This is a genomic window from Aquamicrobium sp. YD-1-mutant5 (assembly GCF_059509755.1).
The window spans coordinates 59,145-78,225 of sequence record NZ_JCAKKP010000006.1 but is presented as its reverse complement, the minus strand read 5'-3'; the positions used below and the strand labels follow the sequence as shown (position 1 = coordinate 78,225).

The window sequence follows — 19,081 nt, the reverse complement described above, 5'->3', positions numbered from 1 at the left end:
AACCGGCCGGAAATTCCAAGCGCACCTTACGTAAACGTAATTTTTTCATCTGGCAGGCTTGCGCGGCGCGGAGGATCGGGGCAAGGATCGGTCCCGGAGCGCCGCGCATCCATGCCGGTGCGCAAGGCAGGCTCCGGCATATTGATCGAGCATCTGGGATCGAGTTGGGGGCAATCCGGAAACCGGATGATCCCGCCGGTCCGACGCTCCAGCTGAAGAGGAGGCCGGACATGTCCCTTAAAGGAAAGACCCTGTTCATCTCGGGCGGATCGCGCGGCATCGGGCTGGCGATCGCGCTGCGCGCGGCCCGCGACGGCGCCAATGTCACCATCGCCGCCAAGACCGCCGATCCGCACCCGAAGCTGCCCGGCACCATCTATACGGCGGCCGAGGAGATCGAAAAGGCGGGCGGCAAGGCGCTTCCCGTGCTGTGCGACATTCGCGAGGAAAAGCAGGTTCTGGACGCGGTCGCCCGCACGGTCGAGGCGTTCGGCGGCATCGACATCTGCGTCAACAATGCCAGCGCCATCCAGCTTTCAGGAACGCTGGAAACCGACATGAAGCGCTTCGACCTGATGCACCAGATCAATACGCGCGGCACGTTTCTGGTGTCGAAGGCGTGCATTCCGCATCTGAAGCAGGCGCAGAATCCGCACATTCTCAATCTGGCGCCGCCGCTGGACATGGACGCAAAGTGGTTCAGGAACCATGTCGCCTACACCATGGCCAAGTTCGGCATGTCGATGTGCACGCTGGGCATGAGCGCGGAGTTTGCCGGCGACGGCATCGCCGTCAACTCGCTGTGGCCACTGACGGCGATCGACACCGCTGCGGTGCGCAACGTGCTGGGTGGCGAGGGCATGGCCTCGATGAGCCGCACGCCAGACATCATGGCCGACGCCGCCTATGCAATCTTCAACCGTCCAGCGCGCGAGGCGACCGGCAATTTCTACATCGACGAGGAAGTGCTGAAGGCCGAAGGCGTGAGCGACTTCACCCCCTACGCCCCCGGCGCAACCGGCCCGCTGGTAGCCGACTTCTTCCTGCCCGACGAGGTGATCGCGCGCAGCGACACGAAGCTGGCGGGGATGTTTTAGAGCGGCGGAGTGGGGGGAAACAGTCTGGCGGCTATCGGCGCGCGATTAACCGCTTCGCGCCAAAACCAGACACCCAATTGTCTCCGACTTATTCGACCTTCATGATGACCGAAGTAGATAAGCAGGAAATTCGTATGATCGAGACGTCGCGACTTCGACTTTACGACTTAGCTGATCGGCATCGTGAGCCGTTCGCGAAGATGCATGATGAACCGGAAGTCATGGAGGACCTTGGCGGCCCGATAGACCGTATCGAGGCGAGCGCAAAATTTGACCGATATCTCGCTGCACGAGCGACACATGGCGTTGCCCGCTGGGCTGTCGAGGACCGAGACGGGATTTTCTTGGGATATTGCGGAGTTATGCCGCGTTTGGATACAGACCATCCATTAGGGCCCCACCACGAAGTGGGCTGGCGTTTTCGGCGTGAAGCATGGGGGAATGGTTATGCGTACGAGAGCGCCAGCGCGGCTCTCAGACACGCTCAAATTGACCTCGGCCTCAAATCCATCGTGTCTTATACCGGAGAGAATAATCTCCGGTCCCAGAGCGTTATGCGGAAGCTTGGGCTTATCCGCGATGCGTCCCAAGATTTCACCCTAAACCTGTTGCCGAATGCATGGCGCAGCTTGGTTTGGATAGTTCCCGCGGATGTTCAGCACATCGCTCAGTGACCGCTAAAAGCCAGAAGCGGTCGCTGTGGAAGGGAAGGGCCAAAGACCGGAGTTGGGGTCATTGGCCGCCGCCCCACCGGGCGGACGTTGCGATTCCGTTCGGGGGCTTAGAGCCCCCTTGCGGTGCGCACCCATTGTTCGATTTCGGCGAGGTTGCCGGGGACGGGCAGGCCGCACTGGTTGAGTTCGCGGTCGAGGAGCAGGGTGATGCCTTCCTTGCCTTTGCCGAAGGCGTCGGCGATCGGGCCGCTCTCGACGGTGGTGGTGGCGTTGCGGATGTCGGACGCGTCCTGACACAGGTGCACCACCTTGCCACCGGCGGTCCACCAGACAAGGTCCTGACCGACGAGATGGGTGACGACCTGCGATTCCACCGCTGCCTGTTCCTGCGACAGCGGCTTGAAGTCGATGCCGAGCACGGTTGCCGCGATGGCGACGATGATGCCGGCGGCGCCGGCAATGTTCTTCTGCTTGGCGTCCATGTCCTTGTTGAGGAAGATCATGACGATCAGCGGCAGGAAGGCCAGAAGCGCGATGAACGCGCCGAGCTGGTTCTGGATGAAGAATTTTACCGGCTGCTTGTTGGAGGCTGGATCCAGATGATTGGCCTTCTTCCACAGCACCGAGCCGACGATGGCGAGCACGCCGATCACCGCGATGAAGCCAAGCAGCGTGTACCAGCGCCACTGCGGGAAGCCCTGACTGGCGGCCAGCTCGTCGAATGACGGGCGCATCACCCAGAAGATTGCGACGAGTTCAAGAATGATGGCCACCGCCCACAGCACCAGCGCGATGATGCGCGAACGGGTTGCCTGAGCCTTCGCCTCCGGCGTGGGTGTGAAAATCGGAGTGTCGGCCTTTGCCGCCGTCTTCGTGGAAACTTTCGCCATTGGCCCGAACCCTCTCCTGTGCCGCTCTGTATCGCGTGCGGCAATGCCGGTAAAAAAAACCGCCAGATGTTAGAGCATTTTTGGTGAAAAGGGATCACCGGAAATGCTCTAACCTTTTGTTTTTGTCGTATTGTCCGACGCCGAAGCGATTACGCTTCGGCTGGAAATACTCTAGCAGTTTTCCTGTGTCGAAAAGACCGCCACGCAACATAATCCCCAGTCCTGATCACCAATATGTCAGTGAACGTTTTTTTGAGGCGCGGATGAACGGAAACGAGGCTGGTTCGGGAATATTTTTCTACTGTGTGGACCATTTTGAATGCACTGGTGCGGCAGACATGATCCCTGCCGGAGGAAAGAGACCGGGCAGGGCGGTTGCCGCTGCCCGGTCTCCGAAGAAGTTCTGCGAATCGCAAAAACTTCTCCGGTTCCTCAGTTCGGTGCGATTGCGGATGTCAGCCCGCCGTGCGGCTTCAGCGGAATTGCCGCCGTCATTTCTTCAGGCGCAGCAGTGCGTTTTCGAAGGGAAGGCCTTCGTCGTCACTGGCGCGCCGCGACAGTTCCTCAAAGCCGAGCGATGCATAGAAGCGCATGGCGCCCGTGTTGCGCGTATAGACTTCCAGTGAAAGCTCGCCCCTGAGGTTCAGGGCATGGGCGATCAGCCTGCGGCCGATGCCCAGCCCTTGCCATTGCGGCGCGACGAAAATGCCGCCGACGAACGTGTCGAGCAGGCTGATGAAGCCGGCCGGGACATCGCCGACGCAGGCAACCCAGCTTTCCGCGCCGGGAAGATACCGGGTTTCGATCAACGCCTGCTGGTCGAGCAGGCGCTGTTCGCCGATAAACGAATGGGCGATGCGGGAGGCTTCCAGCCAGATTTGTGACAGCGAGGGCGTGTCGGTTTCCGGGGCACAGGCCCGGATCGAAATGTCGTTGTTCTTCATGAGAACTCCGCAAAAAAGATATGCAAAGAGGTTCGGCACGTCTTTCGGGTGCCGGCGATACCGCTAGATGCGGCTCAGGTAAAAGCCTCTGCGCATAGATCTCCTTCTGCTGTGCGGGCTTTGTATGAGTGCGGCAGGAAGGCGTCAAGCAGCGTAGACCCGGATCGATGCAGGCGGTTGGCAGGCGTTTTGCGGAGGTCTGGAACGAGAGTGCCCCGTCGGTGGGAACCGGCGGGGCGTTTTTCCGCCGAAGCGGAAAGGGCAGGGAACCCTTCAGTCTATCTGGGGCGGAAGACGCCAGGATTCAATGCTTCAAAACCCTGGCGTCATCACTTTGTTTATCCGGCTTTCATTCAATTTGCCTGCGCCACCGGGGCGACGAGCGGGGTGATCCGGCGGATCGTCACGCGCCGGTTCTCGCGTTCCGGCTTTTGCGTGTTGATCTTGAGATACTGCTCGCCATAGCCCTGCGTTGCCAGATTTTCCGGCGGGATGCCGAAGGCGCCCGTCAGCGCTTCGGCAACCGCCTCGGCACGGCGGTCGGACAGCGCCAGATTGGCCTGATCGGAGCCGACCGCATCGGTGTGGCCCTCGATCAGGAAGGTTTCGGCCGGGTTCTTCTCCAGCATCCTTTCGATGGCCGTGGCGACGCCATCCAGCTTCTCGATCTCGCTGTCGCCGACGGAGGCGGAGCCGAACTCGAAGTTGAGCGTATCGAGATCGACGCGCCGGGCGATATCGCGCACGCGGGCCGAGCGCTTCACCTCTTCCACCGAATAGAGACGCTGGACGCGCTCCACCGGCGGCTGTTCGAGGAAGCGGTAATAGGCGTCCGGATCCCGCACCCGGCGCGATTCCAGAATGTAGTCGTCGCGCGGGATGGTGAGGCGGATGGGCGGCAGGTCATAGCCCGGATCGCGCCACTCGCGCACATCGTCATAGCGCTGCTCGTCCGCATAGCTGAGGATGTATTCGCGCCCGTCCGGCGTGATGCGCGAACGCTGGATCACGTCGCCATGGCGGTTGCGGATGGTGACGATCTGGCTGCCATTGTCGCGGAGGATGACCTCGCGGGTGCGACCGCGCGGCAGGTCCTCGTAATAGACGTCGCGGGCATCGCGGGTCATGCGGGGCCGGTCGTTGCTTTCAACGATGGTCTGGCCGCCGAGCTGCAGGATCACGCGGTCGCCGATCTCGCGCAGCACGTCGATGCCGTCCGGGCGCTCGCGGCGCGGTTCGGGCGGACGCTCGCGCCGTGTGCCTTTCTCCTCGATAGCCGGCACGATCTTTTCAGGCGCGATGGCCTGCTGGGCGGCGCGGTCGTCTGCCGGCGGCGGGCCTGCATCGACAGGCGCGGGCTGGGGCGCCTGTGTCTGGCCATCGGGGGTCTGGCCAGCAGGGGTTTGGCCGTCAGGCGCAGGGGCCGGGGTAGGCACGGGCTGAGCGCCGTCGGGGGCGGGTTGTCCACCTTCGGCGGGCGGGGGAGCCTCCTTCTGGCTGTCGAGAAGCGGTGCCTCGTCGGGATTGGCGGGAGGCGCTTCGCTCTGCGTCGGCGGCTGGGGGGCAGGCTGTTCGGGCTGTGCCGGCTGCCCGGCTGGCTGACCCTGTTCATTGTCGTTGCCCGGCTCGGGAGGCTGGCGCGGAGCGGTCTCGCCGTTTTCGGCGGGTGCGGGGGCGGGTTGTTCAGCCGCCGGGGCTTCGGGCGCAGGTTTTTCGGCCTCCGGCTGAGGGGCCGGTTCCTGTGCTTCGGGCTCTGGGGAGCTGGGCGTGGGAGCCGCGGGCTGCTCGGGTTGCGGAGCCGGGGCGGGCGCTGGCTCCGGTGCCGGCTGTTCAGCAGGCGCTTCCGGCTGTGGGGCTGGCTCCGGTTGTGGAGCGGATTGCCCGGGCGCTGGCTGTTCGGTCTGCGGCTGCGGTTCTGGCTCCGGTGCAGGCGCGGGAGCTGGTTCGGGCGCGGGTGCTGGTGCGGGCTGGGGTGCCGGCTCCGGCGCGGGAGGTGGCGCAGGTGCAGGGGCCGGCTCAGGGGCAGGTGGCGGCGCCGGCTGAGGCGCGGGTTCGGGTTCCGGAGCAGGCTCTGGCGGCGGGGGTGCAGGCGTGGCTTCCGGTTCCGGCGCCGGGCGCTCTTCGGCCGGCTGCTGCTGGCGGGGCGCGCAGTTCTCCGCCGCTTCGCCTTCGGGGCACTCGGCCTGCGCCAGCATCAGCGGGCTGTCGCCCATGGAGGACGCAATCCCGGCCTTGCCGCCAAGGGGCAGCGCGGCAAGCGGCCCGGTGGCCATGAGCAGGCCAAGTGCGGTGCCCGCGAGAATTCCAGGGTGAAGTTTCATGCAGTTGCTCTCCTTCAAGGTCCCTATCTTGCCGAAACTTGCCGTCCCGCAATTGGTTCCGACGAATAATGGTTATGCAGGATGCAAGGCGTTTGCCAGACCAAATCATGGCCGTACCGTGTCCGTTTCGCGGCCGGCTTGACCTTCGTGGTCCCACGGGCCACATGCGGGTCATGGAAAAGCCTTTCTGGAAAACCAAAGCGCTTGAGGAGTTGAGCGCGGCCGAGTGGGAATCGCTGTGCGACGGCTGCGGCAAGTGCTGCATGTCGAAGCTGGAGGACGAGGATACCGGCGACATCTACTGGACCAGCGTGTCCTGCCGGATGTTCGATGCGGGCACATGCCGTTGTTCGGATTACACCAACCGGCTTTCGCAGGTGTCGGACTGCGTGGGCCTCACGCCGCAGAACGTGCGCACCATTTCATGGCTGCCCGGCACCTGCGCCTACCGGCTGGTGGCGGAGGGGCGTGATCTCTACTGGTGGCACCGCCTGCTTTCAGGCAGCGCCGAGACGGTGCATGAAGCGGGCGTTTCCATGCGCGGGCGCGTTTGCGCCAGCGAAAGCGACCTTCAGGAGCCGGAAGATTATTTCGACTATGTGCTCGACGAGGAGCCCTGAACTCAGGGCCACAGGGGGTCACGACCCGATCATCGACCACAGGAAGCGAAGCGCGATCGCCAGCAGGAACAGGCCGAAGGCGATTTCCAGCCTGCGCTTAGGCAGCGCGTGGGCAAGGCGCGCGCCCCATGGCGCCGTCAGCATGCTGACGGGGAACAACAGCACCATGCCGAGCAGCGACACATAACCCAGCGCATAGGGCCATTGCAGCAGCACGACATCGGGCCAGGCCGCCGCCTTGCCCCATCCGGCAAAGATGTAGGAGATGGCGCCCGGCACGGCGATCAGCGGCCCAAGACCGGACGAGGTGGCCACCGCCTGATGGATCGGGCGGCCGTAGAAGGTCATGAACAGGCTGGAAAGCTGGCCGCCGCCAATGCCCATCAGCGACGACAGCACGCCGATCAGCCAGCCGTAGATGCGCATGACGAAATTTCCGGGAATGTCGCTGCCAAGCTTCCAGCTTTCGCGCGCGCCAAGCAGCTTTATGGCCGAGATGCTGGCGACGACGACGAACACAGTCTTGAACAGGGTTTCGGGCGCATAGCGGGCGACAAAGCCGCCCATGATGACGCCGATGACGACCGGAACCGCCCACAGCTTCAGGATCGACATGTCGACCGCGCCTTTCTTCTGGTGGGCGCGGAAGGAACGCACCGAAGTCGGCGCGATGATGGCCAGCGAGGTGCCGATGCACAGCGGCATGCGCACTTCATCGGGAACGCCGAGCACGCGGAAGAATTCGTAAAGCACCGGAACGATGACCGCTCCGCCACCGACACCGAACACGCCGGCCAGCAGGCCGGTGAGCGCGCCGGCAGCCCCAAGGGCGACGACGATGATGAAAAGTTCGTAGCCGGAAATGCCGAACATGATGCCTCGGTGCTGGAATCGTGCCTCGGGAGGAGGCAGGTCACGGGTTCATAACCTTTTTGCATTCACCGCGCCACCTTGCCGTCGCAGGCTGCATGGCGTGTTTTTACAGAAGGCCCGGCTTCACAAAAGGCCAAGCGTGATCGCCGCCACCACCAGATAGCGGCCGGTCTTGGCGATGGTGACGAGGAAAAGGAAGCTCGGCAGCGGCTCGCGCAGCACGCCGGCAGCGACCGTCAATGCGTCGCCGACGAGGGGCGCCCAACTCAGCAGCAGCGACCAGCGACCCCAGCGGTGGTACCAGCCCGTTGCGCGCTCAAGCGCCTTGTCGCTGACGGGAAACCATTTCCGGTGCCGGAAACGCGCGATGCCGCGCCCCAGCGCCCAGTTGACGACCGCGCCGAGCACATTGCCCGCGCTGGCGACCGCGACGAGCAGCAGGGGCGGCCATTGCCCGGCAACGAGCGCCGCGACAAGCGCTGCTTCCGATTGGGCCGGCAATATCGTGGCCGCGACGAAGGCAAGGCTGAAAAGGCCGCCGAGAACGGCAATGTCTGGCATTTTCTCAACCCGTTCGCGCCGGTTGCGGGAAGGACCGTGTAAGCCAAGGCCCGGTCGGACGCCAGTTCCGATCGCCCGGCCGGGTGGCGGTGTCTGGGAGGGAAAGGTCACACCGCCGCTCACAAGCTCCACGTCCCGGAATCCTGCGTCAGTAAAGGGTGGCGGTGCGGGTGTAGCTCAGCGCGACGTTGGCGAAGGCGTTACGAAACGTCGTTGTGGATGTGGCGGCTTATTACGCCGGCCGGCGGCGGCAAGGGTCAGGCGGAAGCGCTGATGGTCTGCCTGATGCAGTCGGGGAATAGTTATCAGCACAACCGCGCGGTACAAATTGCCTTTGCAGACAGCAGTACCCTTGTTTGTCACGAGCCGAGAATGCCGGTAGGATTTTTAGCTCCCGGCTTTTCGATGGTGCAGATTGAGCAGTTCTTCGCCAGGACGTTTAGCAGGCGTCGGGAACAGCATATCAATATCCTGAAAATGTGGAGCCCCAGAGCTGATAGGCATATACAGGGCCGCCGCCGGTGTAGGCGTAACCGTCTTTGCCGACCTCGGGATAAAAGAAATGTCCGGGGAGAATTGTGAGGTTAGAATATGCTTCGCGTTGGTAAATCCGGGTTAGATATCGTGGCCCAACGCTCTTCCACGCGGGGTAGCGCTTATGGCGGAAGCCAAGAATAGTCTTGAATAATGCATTGGGATTGCTTTCCAGTTCCCGCACCAGCGTCTCATAGAACTGATTTTTGGGCTTGGTTCCCTGAAAGCCGCAGGCGATCAGAGGGGTCCGGAAAAGTCCGTTTTCGGTTGCAGCCACAGCTTCGCATTCTAAAATCCACTCTGGCAGCGGCTTCAGGCATATGCTGTCGGCATCAAGCGCGATTCCACCATTTTCCAGAAGGATTTCGTAGCGCATCATATCTGCGACACCGTTCAGTTCATAATTCCACATGTTCTGCATGTGGGACTTCAGGCGCCATTGCCGATTGTTGTAGTCGTCATTGCCCCAGACTTTGATCACCCAGTCGGGGTGATGAACCCTCCAACTGTCAATGCAATGATGCGGACATTTTGCTTCGTCGCCGACCCATACAAAGTGAAGGACCTTTGGTATCTGTGGGATCGGGGCTCTGTTCGAATACCGGAGGATGCCCGGCTGCAGGTGCTGGCTTGAAATAAACTCTGACTTCTTCATTGGACGCGCTCTGTCAGGCCTCCAGTCCAGCAGGGGACCGCGGTGTTCCAATTATCATCTGGGTGGAATCGTCAATGTTTGTTATGCGGTGATCTTCTATGTTGAACCATCGTTCAACATAGATACGGAACTCATCCATCGACCATTCGCGGCAATGCGCACGGTTTCGTGGTGGTCCTGAATGATCCCAGCCATAGACGCGGTATCTGTCCGGAGTCGAGATAACAAGCTTGCCGCGTGTAATGCGTGACAGGTACTGCATGAGCAGATCCGGGTTTGGGATATGCTCAACCACGTCAGCACAGATAACGATATCCGCCTGATCCGTATCTCTTTCGAAGTCGGCTGAGGCCCACTGCCTCTCAGGATATGTCTGCCTCAAAAATGACAGGGTGGGCTCCAAATCAAAACCAACGGTTTCGGTGTCTGGAAAGAACTTCATCAGCTTGAAGCCGGACCCGCATCCTATATCAAAGACTTTTTTCGCGCCAATTTCTTTGCTGGCTGCGGCCGCGGCTTCATACACCTCGCGCTGGTGCTGATCTTTCTGAGCTGTATCATCGTAGAAGGCGTTTTCAGGTCTGTGCCTGTATCCAGCGCGGATGCCAAATTGCTCCGTCTTCACGACCGGCTCTTGAAAAAAGCCAAATTTGTGCCGGAAACCATACCGCAGTTTCCTCCTCAAGAGCTTCCATTTGTTCATGCGGTGCGCTCCCAACAGATCAGCAAGCATAGCAAGGGTCATTGCAACATGATGCAAGACATCGCGCCTTAGCATGCCTGCCAATTTGCAGAAAGCGTAAGTCGTGCGCCTCTGGGGGCAAAACTGCCTCCTTGATTGCTCGTATCGGTGGCCTTAAGCCTCTTTTAGACAGGGACTTCATCAGTCCTTTTCGCGTTTCGGGAGGCCAGTCACATGCCTGACCTCGCTTACCGGCACGGCACTCGCGTCAACCGGGTACCCGAAGGAACTTTATCGTTCGAGATTCCGGACCAGACGCTGGCCGACAACCTCAACGGGCCGGTGACGGCCGCTATATGCCCAAACCTGCATCGTGTTGACGTGCCCCCGCCAATTTGGACCGTTTTTGGCTGGAATTTTCCAACTATGATCCCTCGATGGGAGAAGGAGAGTTCCAATGAAGGCATCGAAGTTTTCGGAAGCGCAGATCGTGTTTGTTTTGAAGCAGGCTGAAGATGGAACGGCGATCGGCGAGGTCTGCCGCAAGGCGGGAATTTCGGAGGCGACGTTCTACAATTGGCGCAAACGCTATGCCGGTCTCATGCCGTCCGAAGTTAAGCGGTTGCGCCAGCTTGAGGAAGAGAATGCCAAGCTGAAGAGGCTTGTCGCCGATCTGTCCCTGGACAAGGCGATGCTGCAGGATGTTCTGCAAAAAAAGCTCTGAGGCCTGCTCGCCGTCGCCAGCTTGTGGATCAGGTGCGGGAGGTTTGGAAGGCATCGGTGCGCAGGGCATGCCAGGTCCTGCGTGTCGACCGCTCCCTCTACACCTACAAGTCCCGGCGCGGGGATCAGGCCGCCTTGAAGCAACGTATCAACGAGATCTGCCAGACGCGGGTGCGCTACGGCTATCGTCGCGTCCACGTTCTTCTGGTGCGCGAGGGCTGGCCGATCAACATCAAGCGAACATACAAGCTCTACAATGAGTTAGGGCTCCAGCTGCGCAACAAGACACCAAAAAGGCGGGTGAAGGCGAAGCTGCGGGAAGACAGGACGGAGGCGACGCGATGCAACCAGACCTGGGCGATGGACTTCGTGCACGATCAGCTGGCGACCGGAAAGAAGCTGCGCGTTCTGACCATCGTCGACATCTGGTCACGCTTCTCGCCGGCCGTCGATCCGCGCTACAGCTATCGCGGCGAAGATGTCGTTGCTACGCTCGAGCGTGTCTGTCGCGAGCATGGCTATCCGCGATCGATCAGGGTCGACAACGGCTCAGAGTTCATCTCTCGCGACCTCGATCTGTGGGCCTATCAGAAGAACGTCGTTCTCGATTTCTCACGGCCGGGCAAGCCGACCGACAACTCCTTCATCGAGTCGTTCAACGGTAAGTTCCGCGCGGAGTGCCTGAACACCCACTGGTTCCTGACCCTTGACGACGCCCGCCAGAAGATGGAGCATTGGCGTAGAGACTACACGAGGTTCGCCCTCACAGCGCAATCGGCAATAAGCCGCCGATATCGCTCATGAATGGCTCCGGTGCATCCCATCCGCCATGAGCCCAAGCCCGCGAAATCCTCCAGCCGGGCGGTCCAAAGAAGGGGAGCACCTCACAATGAGTCCTGAGCCTAGTCGCCGCTGGATGAAAGTTCAGTGGCAGGTCAGAATCTCAAAAAATGATTTGATGACGGAAGCGGTGAAAAAAATGCCAGATCGCGTGACCGGCTACATACGGGTTCCCTACTGCCGGTGAGAATGTATATGCGTTTGATTTTAGGGGAAAATGGTGGGCCCGGAGGGCTAGCGTGTTCTGTGCAGTTTCAATGGGTTATGAATAGGTGCGGGAGAATTGGAACCCAAGTTTTAAATATGCTTTTCGATGTGTCTCCCGCACCTGCTGGCTTTCTCCAAGCCTTGACGTCACAAGCACCTTTCGCAGAAACCCACTATGCGACTGTGATTTGAAACAGAATTATCATTTCTATTTCAACTGTCCCTGCAAGATCAGACTATGAGTTGATCAGCTTCGACCGTCCCTGAATAACTGTCGCCACTGGTATCGCTGCCAATTTTCCAAATGTGACGGTCAGCCAATGGCAATACATCTCCGTTGGGTCGCTTGATCCCTTCCATGCGGAAGGGCTTGGGTTCTCCGAATACCTCGACGTAGAGGGCTCGGGTCGCCTTGTAGGCATCGAGCATCCCTTTTCGAGTAGAATCCGTCGATGGAAAGTGATCGCGAACCCGGTCGGCTCCTTCGAAATCACCCCAGACTGAAATGCAGAATTCCGCGTACGGCTTGGTGTGGAGAATGAAGAAGTGCCAGTACATGTCAACTGCTCCGGGAGGAGCGTGTGGAACCCCAGTTTTCAATAGCGTCAGTATGCAAAAACGCTTGAATTCTGCTTCCAGCCTAAGAGCTAGCCTCTTGTCGCACTTCCCGTACTCGAACATCAACGGATAGGCTTGCTCACAGGAGTAGGCGCGCCCGGTTCGAATCAGATCGTCGGATAATTCATAAGATATTTCAGATAGATCATACTCGGCTACAAGCTTAATGCGGTGCTGATTTTCATCCCCGACGTTATAGATAGCCAGCATCTCGTCCTGCACTTCATAATCTGTTCCGGGATTAATTGGCATGTCATCCTCCGCTATTGAGACCGCGCCGAGATAATGCGACTATTCCGTAACGGAAAGCAATGCGCGCTTCGCATCTCGCGACGTATCCGAAAGGCGGCTCCTCAAGGGCGGGGAATCGAGCAAAGTGCATCTTCGTGGTCAGCGCCGGCCGAGGATTTGCGGAGGTCAATCTGAACCAGAACCATAGTATTCTGTTTCAATGTCAGATTTCATCGGCCCCAAAGACCGCCGCCTCTATCTGACGCCGCCGATCGTTCTGCCTGCCTTGCCGCCTTCGCCAAGCCCCCCAGAGGTGAGTTCGCTATGCAAGGGTGCACATTCTAGCGGGTGCGGGAGAAATTATCCAGCAATTTCAATGCATTAATAGGGTTGGTGGGCCCGGAGGGACTCGAACCCCCAACCAAGCGGTTATGAGCCGCCGGCTCTAACCATTGAGCTACAGGCCCCACGCAGGGCTGATTAGTGCGTTTCTGTTGCCGGCACAAGAGCCACGGCTGCAGAAGCGTGGCCGGTGGGTGCTTAAAAGTCGGGAACTTCATTCATTTGATGAGACTATGGCGTCAAGTGCCCAAATCAGTCCATATTCGCCACTTAAAGCATTCCGCGCTGGGACGCATTTCATGGAGCACCTGATGAACGGATTCCTTCTACCTCTGGCACTGGCCGCGGCAATGGTTCTGCCTGCCGTTGCCAATGCCGCCGATGCCAGGTCGGCACCGCAGATCGTGGTTACCGGCGAAGGGGAGGCGACTGTTGCTCCCGACATCGCGGTCCTGTCGCTGTCGGTCATGCGCGAGGCCAAGACCGCGCGCGCGGCACTCGACGCCAACAATGATGCGATGGCCGCGGTGATCTCGGCCATGAAGGCGGCGGGGATCGAGGACCGCGACCTGCAGACGGCCGGTATCCAGATCAGCCCGCGCTACAACTACAATTCCAAGCCGGATGGCGGACAGGAAGCTGAACTGGTCGCCTATCAGGTCACCAATGCGCTTTCGGTGCGCATTCGCGACATCGACAAGACCGGCGAGCTGCTCGACAAGGCCGTTACGCTCGGCGTCAACGAGGGTGGCGGCATCGTCTTCACCAATGCCAATCCGGCCGCGGTTGTCACCGAAGCGCGCAAGAAGGCGGTTGCCGATGCCATCGCCAAGGCCAAGACGCTGGCCGAAGCAGCCGGCTCTTCGGTCGGCAAGGTGCTTGAAATCTCGGAGCAGTCGGCCCCGCCAATGCCCATCCGCATCGCTGCCAAGTCTTTTGATGCCATGCCGCAGGCCGGTGCCGCGCCGGTTCAGGCCGGCGAAAACGCCTACCGCGTTCAGGTCAATGTGACCTTCGAACTGAAGTAAGCCTGAAAAGCCCATCTGAAAAAGCCCCGGAAGCTGAACGCTTCCGGGGCTTTTTGTTGTCGGAACCCGCTTTCGGTCTGCGCCGTGCGGGAGATGTCTCCACCGCGACGGGTTAGCGAAGCACCGGGCAGCCGCGCTGGTTTGCGAAGGTCAGCACGACGCGATGATTGAACTTGTGGCCAGCCACCCGCACGATGCGGCGGTTGGAATCAACCACGCGTGCGCGCCGCACGCCCATGCGATCGGCCTTGTTCAGGGCCGTGCGTGCGCTGCATCCATCATGGCGGCCCCTGTCGCGGCGCCAGTCATGATGGCGGTCCCGGTCACGGCGCCAATCCTGATGGCGGCCGTGGTCGCGATGCTGGACATTCATGCCATAAGCGGAACCCTGACCGCCGTAATTGAGGTAAAGGCCATCCGCCTGCGCTGCGGCTGGAAGGGCGGCCAACCCGCCCAAGCCGATGAGAGCGGAAAGAACTGCGGTCTTAATCATCCTGATCATGGTCTTCTCCTTGATGTCCTTCGGGGGCTTGCGGGACAGGCAGTCGCCATCACCCATCCATGAGAAGAATTTAGGGCGCTCTGGCTGAACCGGCCACGAACCGCGCATTCATATCGTGTTCATTTTCGCGGACAGGCCGTGCCGATCCGGCAATTCCCATGGAAAAACCAAAAAATGCCGGGTTTCATGAGGAAACCCGGCATGTCGTTTTTGCAGCACGGAAAGGAAATGTCGCCCTTCAGTGCGGGATGTTTCAGCGCGAATAGCGGATCGGCACGACGAGGCTCATGCGCGACTTGGCCAGATCCGGCGGCGGAGCGGGGACCGGGGAGGCACGGCGCACCAGCTCAACAGCCGCACTGTCGAAGGCTGGATCGCCCGAAGAACGAGCGAGCGATACGGCCAGCACCTCGCCGCCGGGATTGATGGTGAAGCTGACAGTCGCGATGCCGACGCCTCTGGCCCCGCTGGGATAGCGCTTGTAGCGGTTGAGGTGGGCGTTGACGCGGGACTGCCAGCGCGCAGGCGACATTCCCGAGCCAGCCGCAGCCTTTGCGACGCGGGGCGCAGCGGTGGCCGGCGCATCGGTGGCCGACTTGGTGGCGGCCACCTGCGGCTTTGACTGCTTCTTCTCGACCTTTTTCTTCTCGATCTTCTTCTCAACCGGCTTTTCGATGGGCTTGGGCTTTTCGGGCACGGGACGGCGCTGCGGCACGGCCATCGCAACCTCGGGAAGCGGCACTTCCTCAAGCTCCTCGACCACATCTTCGGGGGTTTCGACGGGCTCAAGCTCCGCCACTTCCTCGGTCTCTACGGGCTCTTCCTCGACCACTTCCTCAAGTACCGGCTCCTCGACCGGGTCGATCTCCTCGACGATTTCCTCGACCTCCTCGGCGGGGGCGCTGTCGACCACCTCGGCCATCTCGTTGAGAACGGCCTCGGGCGCCACGACCATGGGCGCCAGCTCCATCATGATGGCGGGAGCGGCATCGAGGGAGGGCGCTTCCATGGCGGGAACGCGATTGAGATACCAGACGCCGGCCAGATGCACGGCGAGAACGAAAGCGGCGGCACCCGACCAGAGCGCGATTTCGCCCTTGCCGAGATTCAGCGAAAGACTGTCCGCCGGATGGTAGGCCGCGTTGCTCATCACGGTGATCCGGTTTCACTTTCGGTGGTCGCTGCGGGCAGCATTTCAAGGCCGACCAGAGCGATCTTCAGATAGCCTGCCTTGCGCAGCAGGTTCATGACATTCATCAGCTCGCCATAGTCGACGGCCTGATCGGCACGCAGGAAGACGCGCTGCTCCTTGTCGCCGCCGGTGAAATTGTCGAGCGCGCTCGGCAATGTATCGCGCGCCACCTCGTCATTGCCGAGAAGGACGGTGAGGTCCTCCTTGACGGTGAGGTAGAGCGGCTTGTCGGGCCGTGGCGCCGGCGTGGCGGCCGCCGCCGGCAGATCGACATTCACATCCACGGTTGCCAGCGGCGCCGCCACCATGAAGATGATGAGCAGAACCAGCATGACGTCGATGAAGGGCGTGACGTTGATCTCGTGGGTTTCCTGAAGATCGTCGTCTTCCCCGGTGCTTTCCCTGATGCCTCCGGCCATGGTTCCAGCTCCTATTCCGCTGCAAGCCGTTCGCGCGCGGCGGCAGGGGCCTTGCGGAAGTCGAGATCGCGGCTGACGAGACGCTCTACGCCGGCGGCGGCATCGGCCAGAGCCTGACGATAGCCGGTGATCGAGCGGGAGAAGACGTTGTAGATGACCACGGCGGGAATGGCGGCGACGAGGCCGAGCGCGGTGGCCAGAAGGGCCTCGGCGATGCCCGGCGCCACAACCGCAAGGTTGGTGGTCTGCGATTCCGAGATGCCGATGAACGAGTTCATGATGCCCCAGACGGTGCCGAACAGACCGACGAAGGGCGAAGTGGAGCCGATGGTGGCCAGAACGCCGGTGCCGCGGCTGAGGCGGCGGCCGGTCTGGATCTGGATGCGCGACATGCGCGACCAGACACGTTCCTTGAGGCCGGACGGATCGGCGTGATCCAGTGCGCCCGCCGACATCTTCGATTCCTCGACGGCGGCCTGAACCAGACGCGAACCCGCATCCCCGCGCTTGCCGAGCTTCTGGGCTGCCTCGTCCAGCGAAGCCGAACCCAGAATGGCGCGCAGAGCCGAGCGCAGGCGCGCCTTAGAGCCGGCCAGTTCAAGCGACTTGGCAAGCCAGACCGTCCAGGTGACCAGCGAGGCGAAGGCAAGGCCGATCATGACCGCCTTGACCACCCAGTCGGCGGCCATGAACATGCCCCATGGCGAAAGATCGTGCGGGAGGGAGAGATCCCGTTCGCCTTCTTCGCCGGGGGCTGCTTCCTCTGCGCCGGTTTCGACCGGCTGGGCGGAGGATTCGATATTGTCCTGCGCAGCATTCGCATCGGCGGCAGGCGCCTGTGCCGGCGGCTGCTGGCCGTCCTGTCCGGGCGCGGCAGCGCCGGGGGCTGCACCTTCGGTGCCGGTGGCAGGCTGCGTTGCATCTGGTGCCGGAGCGGCAGGGGCCGGCGATGACGTATCCTGTGCCTGCGGCGCGGGCGTGGTCGGTGCCTGAGCGGCAGGGACTGCGGGAGCCGTTTCCGCTGCTGCCGGCTGAGTGGGGGCCGGTTGTGTGGGGGCAGGTTCTGCCGGCGCAGTTGCGGCGGCCGGGGCCTGCGGCGCGGGCTGTTCCTGGGCAAAGGTCGTCTGGGTGAAGGCAGCACACAGGCCGGCACAGAGTGCGACAGCGGCCAGACGTTTCAGTGCCGATCCCCTAGCACAGGTTTCACGCCTCATCAGATCGACCATTCTGCAACCCTACCTCAAATTGTTCCGCGGCGTTCGAGCACCACCCTGCCGGACATCGCGCAGATTTCCGCATTCCGCCGAAGGCATCCCGAAGGGTGCCGTTCGATCGAACTGGGTGGCGGTTATCATTGTTGACTAAAGCATTCAAGATTATAAGGCATTTTTCACCATAAACTCTGTCGAAACTTTCACAGGCCGGTGAGCGCGCCGCGTTGCCGGATGCCCGGCAAATTACCCGGCGCCGGCTAATTTCATTGCGGGGCCGAGCGAAGCCGGCAGGGTTGCCGCGTGGCCAAGTCCGGCAAAGATGTCCTGTCCGACCTGAAGGCAGGGGCGTCGCTTCAGCCTCTCAATCATCTCCAGCGTGTGGGGGGCGGGGCCTGACCAGTGTGGGCCTGCGGGATTGGACCGGCGCTCGCTGTCGCCCAGCATGACCAGAACATCGGCATCGTTAACCCCGGCATCGTTTTCGGGCAGGGCAGCCCGCGCCTCGAAGTCCAGCATCCATTCGTCGTTCCACCAGATCGACGGGCTGACAGAGGCGTAGCGCCGGAAGGCGCCGGGTTTGCGCAGAAGTGCGTAGAGCGTGCAGATGCCGGCCAGCGAATGGCCCCACAGGGTGCGGCGCCGCGGGTCGACCGGGAGCCCGGCTTCCGCTTGCCTGCGCAGTTCGCCGGTAAGGAGATCGAGGAAGGCGTCCGCGCCGCCGGTCCTGCGCCCGTTTGTGGCCAATGGGGTCTCGGCAGGGGTGTAATCGAGCGTCCGCGCCAGAACGTCGAAGCGCAAATCCGTGTCGTAGCCTATTCCGGCAATGGCGAGGGCGGGATTGGCTTCCAGATGTTCGGTCGTCAGGGCATCGAAGGCGGCGTTGCCGTCCAGCATGTAAAGCAGGGGATGGCCGCGCGACGGTGCGGGATTTAGCGGAATGGCGCGGAAAATCACGAATGCCCTGTCGCCCGCCGTGACGCGCCGGCGCTCCAGCCTGTGGGTGGAGACGGGGGTGCCGAAAATGCCGAGCGCAGCCGGCTGCGGCTGTTTGGGCTGGGCAGGAATGGCAGTTTGCGGTTGCATGGATTAGCTGTGGCAGGTCGGGCGAAATGCCGTCAAGGCCGCGGCGGATCAAACTTGATGAATTTTATCATGTAGCCGTTGAAATGAAATGTTTTTCATCGCGGAAGAGGTTTTGCGGGGCTTTTCCGCGGTCCCTGAACGGAAACCGTGCCCTCATCGTGTCTGTGCGGAAAGCCGTGCCGGCAGCATGCGCGCCAGCAGACCGTCCCTGCGGATCAGCTGGTGCCAGATTACGGCCACGACATGCAGGATGATGATGGCGAGGATGAGTTTTGCCGCGAGATTGTGCGCGTCGCGTGGCCAGCGGCCCAGTGTCTTGCCGAAGCCGGAGATCGCCAGCAGGCCGAGTGCGGGCTGCACCAGAATGGCAAGGTAGAGCAGGCCATGCCCGGCATGAGCGGCGATGCGCTGCAGGCGCGTCATGCCTTCCGGCAGGGGCGGGGCGCGGTGGGTGATGCGCCAGCCGACACGCGCCACGGCCAGCGCCAGAATGGCGGAGCCCAGCGTGATATGGGTTCTGAACAGGTAAAAGCGCGGTTCCGAACCACGCTCGAAAAAGCCCCAGACCCAGCCGGTCGCGAACTGGACGAGGACCAGCAAAGCGACCAGCCAGTGCAGCCAGATGGCGACGGCGTCATATCGGCGCTTTTCAGTCATGTGGCGTTCTCGCTCCCTGCTGGCGCGGCATTATATGGCTGGCATCCCGGATTCATGTCTACATTGCAAGTTTGTAAGTTGACATAGGCATTCATATTTTGTTGGTGCCCGCAAAGTGACGTCGGATCATCGCCGAAGATGCTCTGCATCCAAGGCGGCGATAATCAAAATTCA

Annotated in this window: 19 protein-coding genes, 1 tRNA gene and 1 pseudogene; 6 read left to right on the top strand and 15 right to left on the bottom strand. The window is 61.4% G+C overall.

Annotated elements, in window-relative coordinates; translation table 11 throughout:
* Positions 1-230: 230 nt before the first annotated feature.
* The gene (locus tag AC5XE7_RS11330) at positions 231-1,097 is read left to right on the top strand and encodes an SDR family oxidoreductase (RefSeq protein ID WP_495366109.1); all 867 of its coding nucleotides are present in this window, start codon (positions 231-233) and stop codon (positions 1,095-1,097) included.
* Positions 1,098-1,231: 134 nt separating this feature from the next.
* Positions 1,232-1,771, top strand: coding sequence for a GNAT family N-acetyltransferase (locus AC5XE7_RS11325; RefSeq protein WP_495366108.1), 540 nt, complete (start codon positions 1,232-1,234; stop codon positions 1,769-1,771).
* A 107-nt stretch (positions 1,772-1,878) separates the two neighbouring features.
* Here AC5XE7_RS11325 and AC5XE7_RS11320 read toward each other — a convergent pair whose 3' ends face one another.
* From AC5XE7_RS11320 to AC5XE7_RS11310, 3 genes are all read right to left on the bottom strand, one after another.
* Complete coding sequence (locus AC5XE7_RS11320) at positions 1,879-2,661, bottom strand: hypothetical protein (RefSeq protein ID WP_495366107.1); 783 nt, start codon at positions 2,659-2,661, stop codon at positions 1,879-1,881.
* 491 nt (positions 2,662-3,152) lie between these two features.
* Positions 3,153-3,605 carry a GNAT family N-acetyltransferase gene (locus tag AC5XE7_RS11315; RefSeq protein WP_495366106.1) on the bottom strand — a complete coding sequence of 151 codons (453 nt, stop codon included), beginning with the start codon at positions 3,603-3,605 and terminating at the stop codon, positions 3,153-3,155.
* Between the two features lie 353 nt (positions 3,606-3,958).
* Complete coding sequence (locus AC5XE7_RS11310) at positions 3,959-5,926, bottom strand: OmpA family protein (RefSeq protein WP_495366105.1); 1,968 nt, start codon at positions 5,924-5,926, stop codon at positions 3,959-3,961.
* A 173-nt stretch (positions 5,927-6,099) separates the two neighbouring features.
* Between AC5XE7_RS11310 and AC5XE7_RS11305 the strand changes: the two genes are divergently transcribed.
* A complete protein-coding gene (locus AC5XE7_RS11305) occupies positions 6,100-6,546 on the top strand; it encodes a YcgN family cysteine cluster protein (RefSeq protein WP_495366189.1) in 447 nt (148 codons plus the stop codon).
* A gap of 18 nt (positions 6,547-6,564) precedes the next feature.
* Here the strand turns inward: AC5XE7_RS11305 and AC5XE7_RS11300 are convergent, their stop codons facing one another.
* The 4 genes from AC5XE7_RS11300 to AC5XE7_RS11285 all read right to left on the bottom strand — a co-directional run bounded on the left by AC5XE7_RS11300 (position 6,565) and on the right by AC5XE7_RS11285 (position 9,872).
* Positions 6,565-7,419, bottom strand: coding sequence for a sulfite exporter TauE/SafE family protein (locus AC5XE7_RS11300; protein ID WP_495366104.1), 855 nt, complete (start codon positions 7,417-7,419; stop codon positions 6,565-6,567).
* A gap of 123 nt (positions 7,420-7,542) precedes the next feature.
* Positions 7,543-7,980 carry a YqaA family protein gene (locus AC5XE7_RS11295; RefSeq protein ID WP_495366103.1) on the bottom strand — a complete coding sequence of 146 codons (438 nt, stop codon included), beginning with the start codon at positions 7,978-7,980 and terminating at the stop codon, positions 7,543-7,545.
* A gap of 463 nt (positions 7,981-8,443) precedes the next feature.
* The gene (locus tag AC5XE7_RS11290) at positions 8,444-9,169 is read right to left on the bottom strand and encodes a glycosyltransferase family 32 protein (protein WP_495366102.1); all 726 of its coding nucleotides are present in this window, start codon (positions 9,167-9,169) and stop codon (positions 8,444-8,446) included.
* A 13-nt stretch (positions 9,170-9,182) separates the two neighbouring features.
* Positions 9,183-9,872, bottom strand: a complete 690-nt coding sequence (locus AC5XE7_RS11285; protein ID WP_495366101.1) for a class I SAM-dependent methyltransferase — start codon at positions 9,870-9,872, stop codon at positions 9,183-9,185.
* 213 nt (positions 9,873-10,085) lie between these two features.
* Here AC5XE7_RS11285 and AC5XE7_RS11280 point away from each other — a divergent pair, with 213 nt between their 5' ends.
* Positions 10,086-10,364 carry a hypothetical protein gene (locus tag AC5XE7_RS11280; protein WP_495366100.1) on the top strand — a complete coding sequence of 93 codons (279 nt, stop codon included), beginning with the start codon at positions 10,086-10,088 and terminating at the stop codon, positions 10,362-10,364.
* Positions 10,309-11,407, top strand: a pseudogene (locus AC5XE7_RS11275) (IS3 family transposase). The gene AC5XE7_RS11280 and the pseudogene AC5XE7_RS11275 overlap by 56 nt, the downstream one beginning before the upstream one ends.
* A gap of 445 nt (positions 11,408-11,852) precedes the next feature.
* On the opposite strand, the gene AC5XE7_RS11270 reads toward AC5XE7_RS11275, so the two are convergent.
* Positions 11,853-12,491, bottom strand: a complete 639-nt coding sequence (locus AC5XE7_RS11270; protein ID WP_495366099.1) for a UCP032817 domain-containing protein — start codon at positions 12,489-12,491, stop codon at positions 11,853-11,855.
* 370 nt (positions 12,492-12,861) lie between these two features.
* Positions 12,862-12,937, bottom strand: a tRNA-Ile gene (locus tag AC5XE7_RS11265).
* A gap of 186 nt (positions 12,938-13,123) precedes the next feature.
* Here AC5XE7_RS11265 and AC5XE7_RS11260 point away from each other — a divergent pair.
* On the top strand, positions 13,124-13,840 hold the full coding sequence (locus AC5XE7_RS11260) for an SIMPL domain-containing protein (protein ID WP_495366098.1): 717 nt from the start codon (positions 13,124-13,126) through the stop codon (positions 13,838-13,840).
* Between the two features lie 112 nt (positions 13,841-13,952).
* Here AC5XE7_RS11260 and AC5XE7_RS11255 read toward each other — a convergent pair whose 3' ends face one another.
* The 6 genes from AC5XE7_RS11255 to AC5XE7_RS11230 form a co-directional block, all read right to left on the bottom strand.
* The gene (locus tag AC5XE7_RS11255) at positions 13,953-14,342 is read right to left on the bottom strand and encodes a hypothetical protein (protein ID WP_287942233.1); all 390 of its coding nucleotides are present in this window, start codon (positions 14,340-14,342) and stop codon (positions 13,953-13,955) included.
* A gap of 253 nt (positions 14,343-14,595) precedes the next feature.
* Positions 14,596-15,492, bottom strand: a complete 897-nt coding sequence (locus AC5XE7_RS11250; RefSeq protein ID WP_495366097.1) for an energy transducer TonB family protein — start codon at positions 15,490-15,492, stop codon at positions 14,596-14,598.
* Complete coding sequence (exbD, locus tag AC5XE7_RS11245) at positions 15,492-15,953, bottom strand: TonB system transport protein ExbD (RefSeq protein ID WP_183832513.1); 462 nt, start codon at positions 15,951-15,953, stop codon at positions 15,492-15,494. Before exbD ends, AC5XE7_RS11250 begins: the two co-directional genes overlap by 1 nt.
* Positions 15,954-15,964: 11 nt before the next feature.
* Positions 15,965-17,179, bottom strand: a complete 1,215-nt coding sequence (gene exbB, locus AC5XE7_RS11240; protein WP_495366096.1) for a tonB-system energizer ExbB — start codon at positions 17,177-17,179, stop codon at positions 15,965-15,967.
* A gap of 231 nt (positions 17,180-17,410) precedes the next feature.
* Positions 17,411-18,250: an alpha/beta hydrolase gene (locus AC5XE7_RS11235; protein WP_495366095.1), complete on the bottom strand. Its 840-nt coding sequence runs from the start codon at positions 18,248-18,250 to the stop codon at positions 17,411-17,413.
* 153 nt (positions 18,251-18,403) lie between these two features.
* Entirely contained in the window at positions 18,404-18,907 is a 504-nt protein-coding gene (locus tag AC5XE7_RS11230) for a cytochrome b (protein ID WP_495366094.1), read from the bottom strand.
* Between the last annotated feature and the right edge of the window lie 174 nt (positions 18,908-19,081).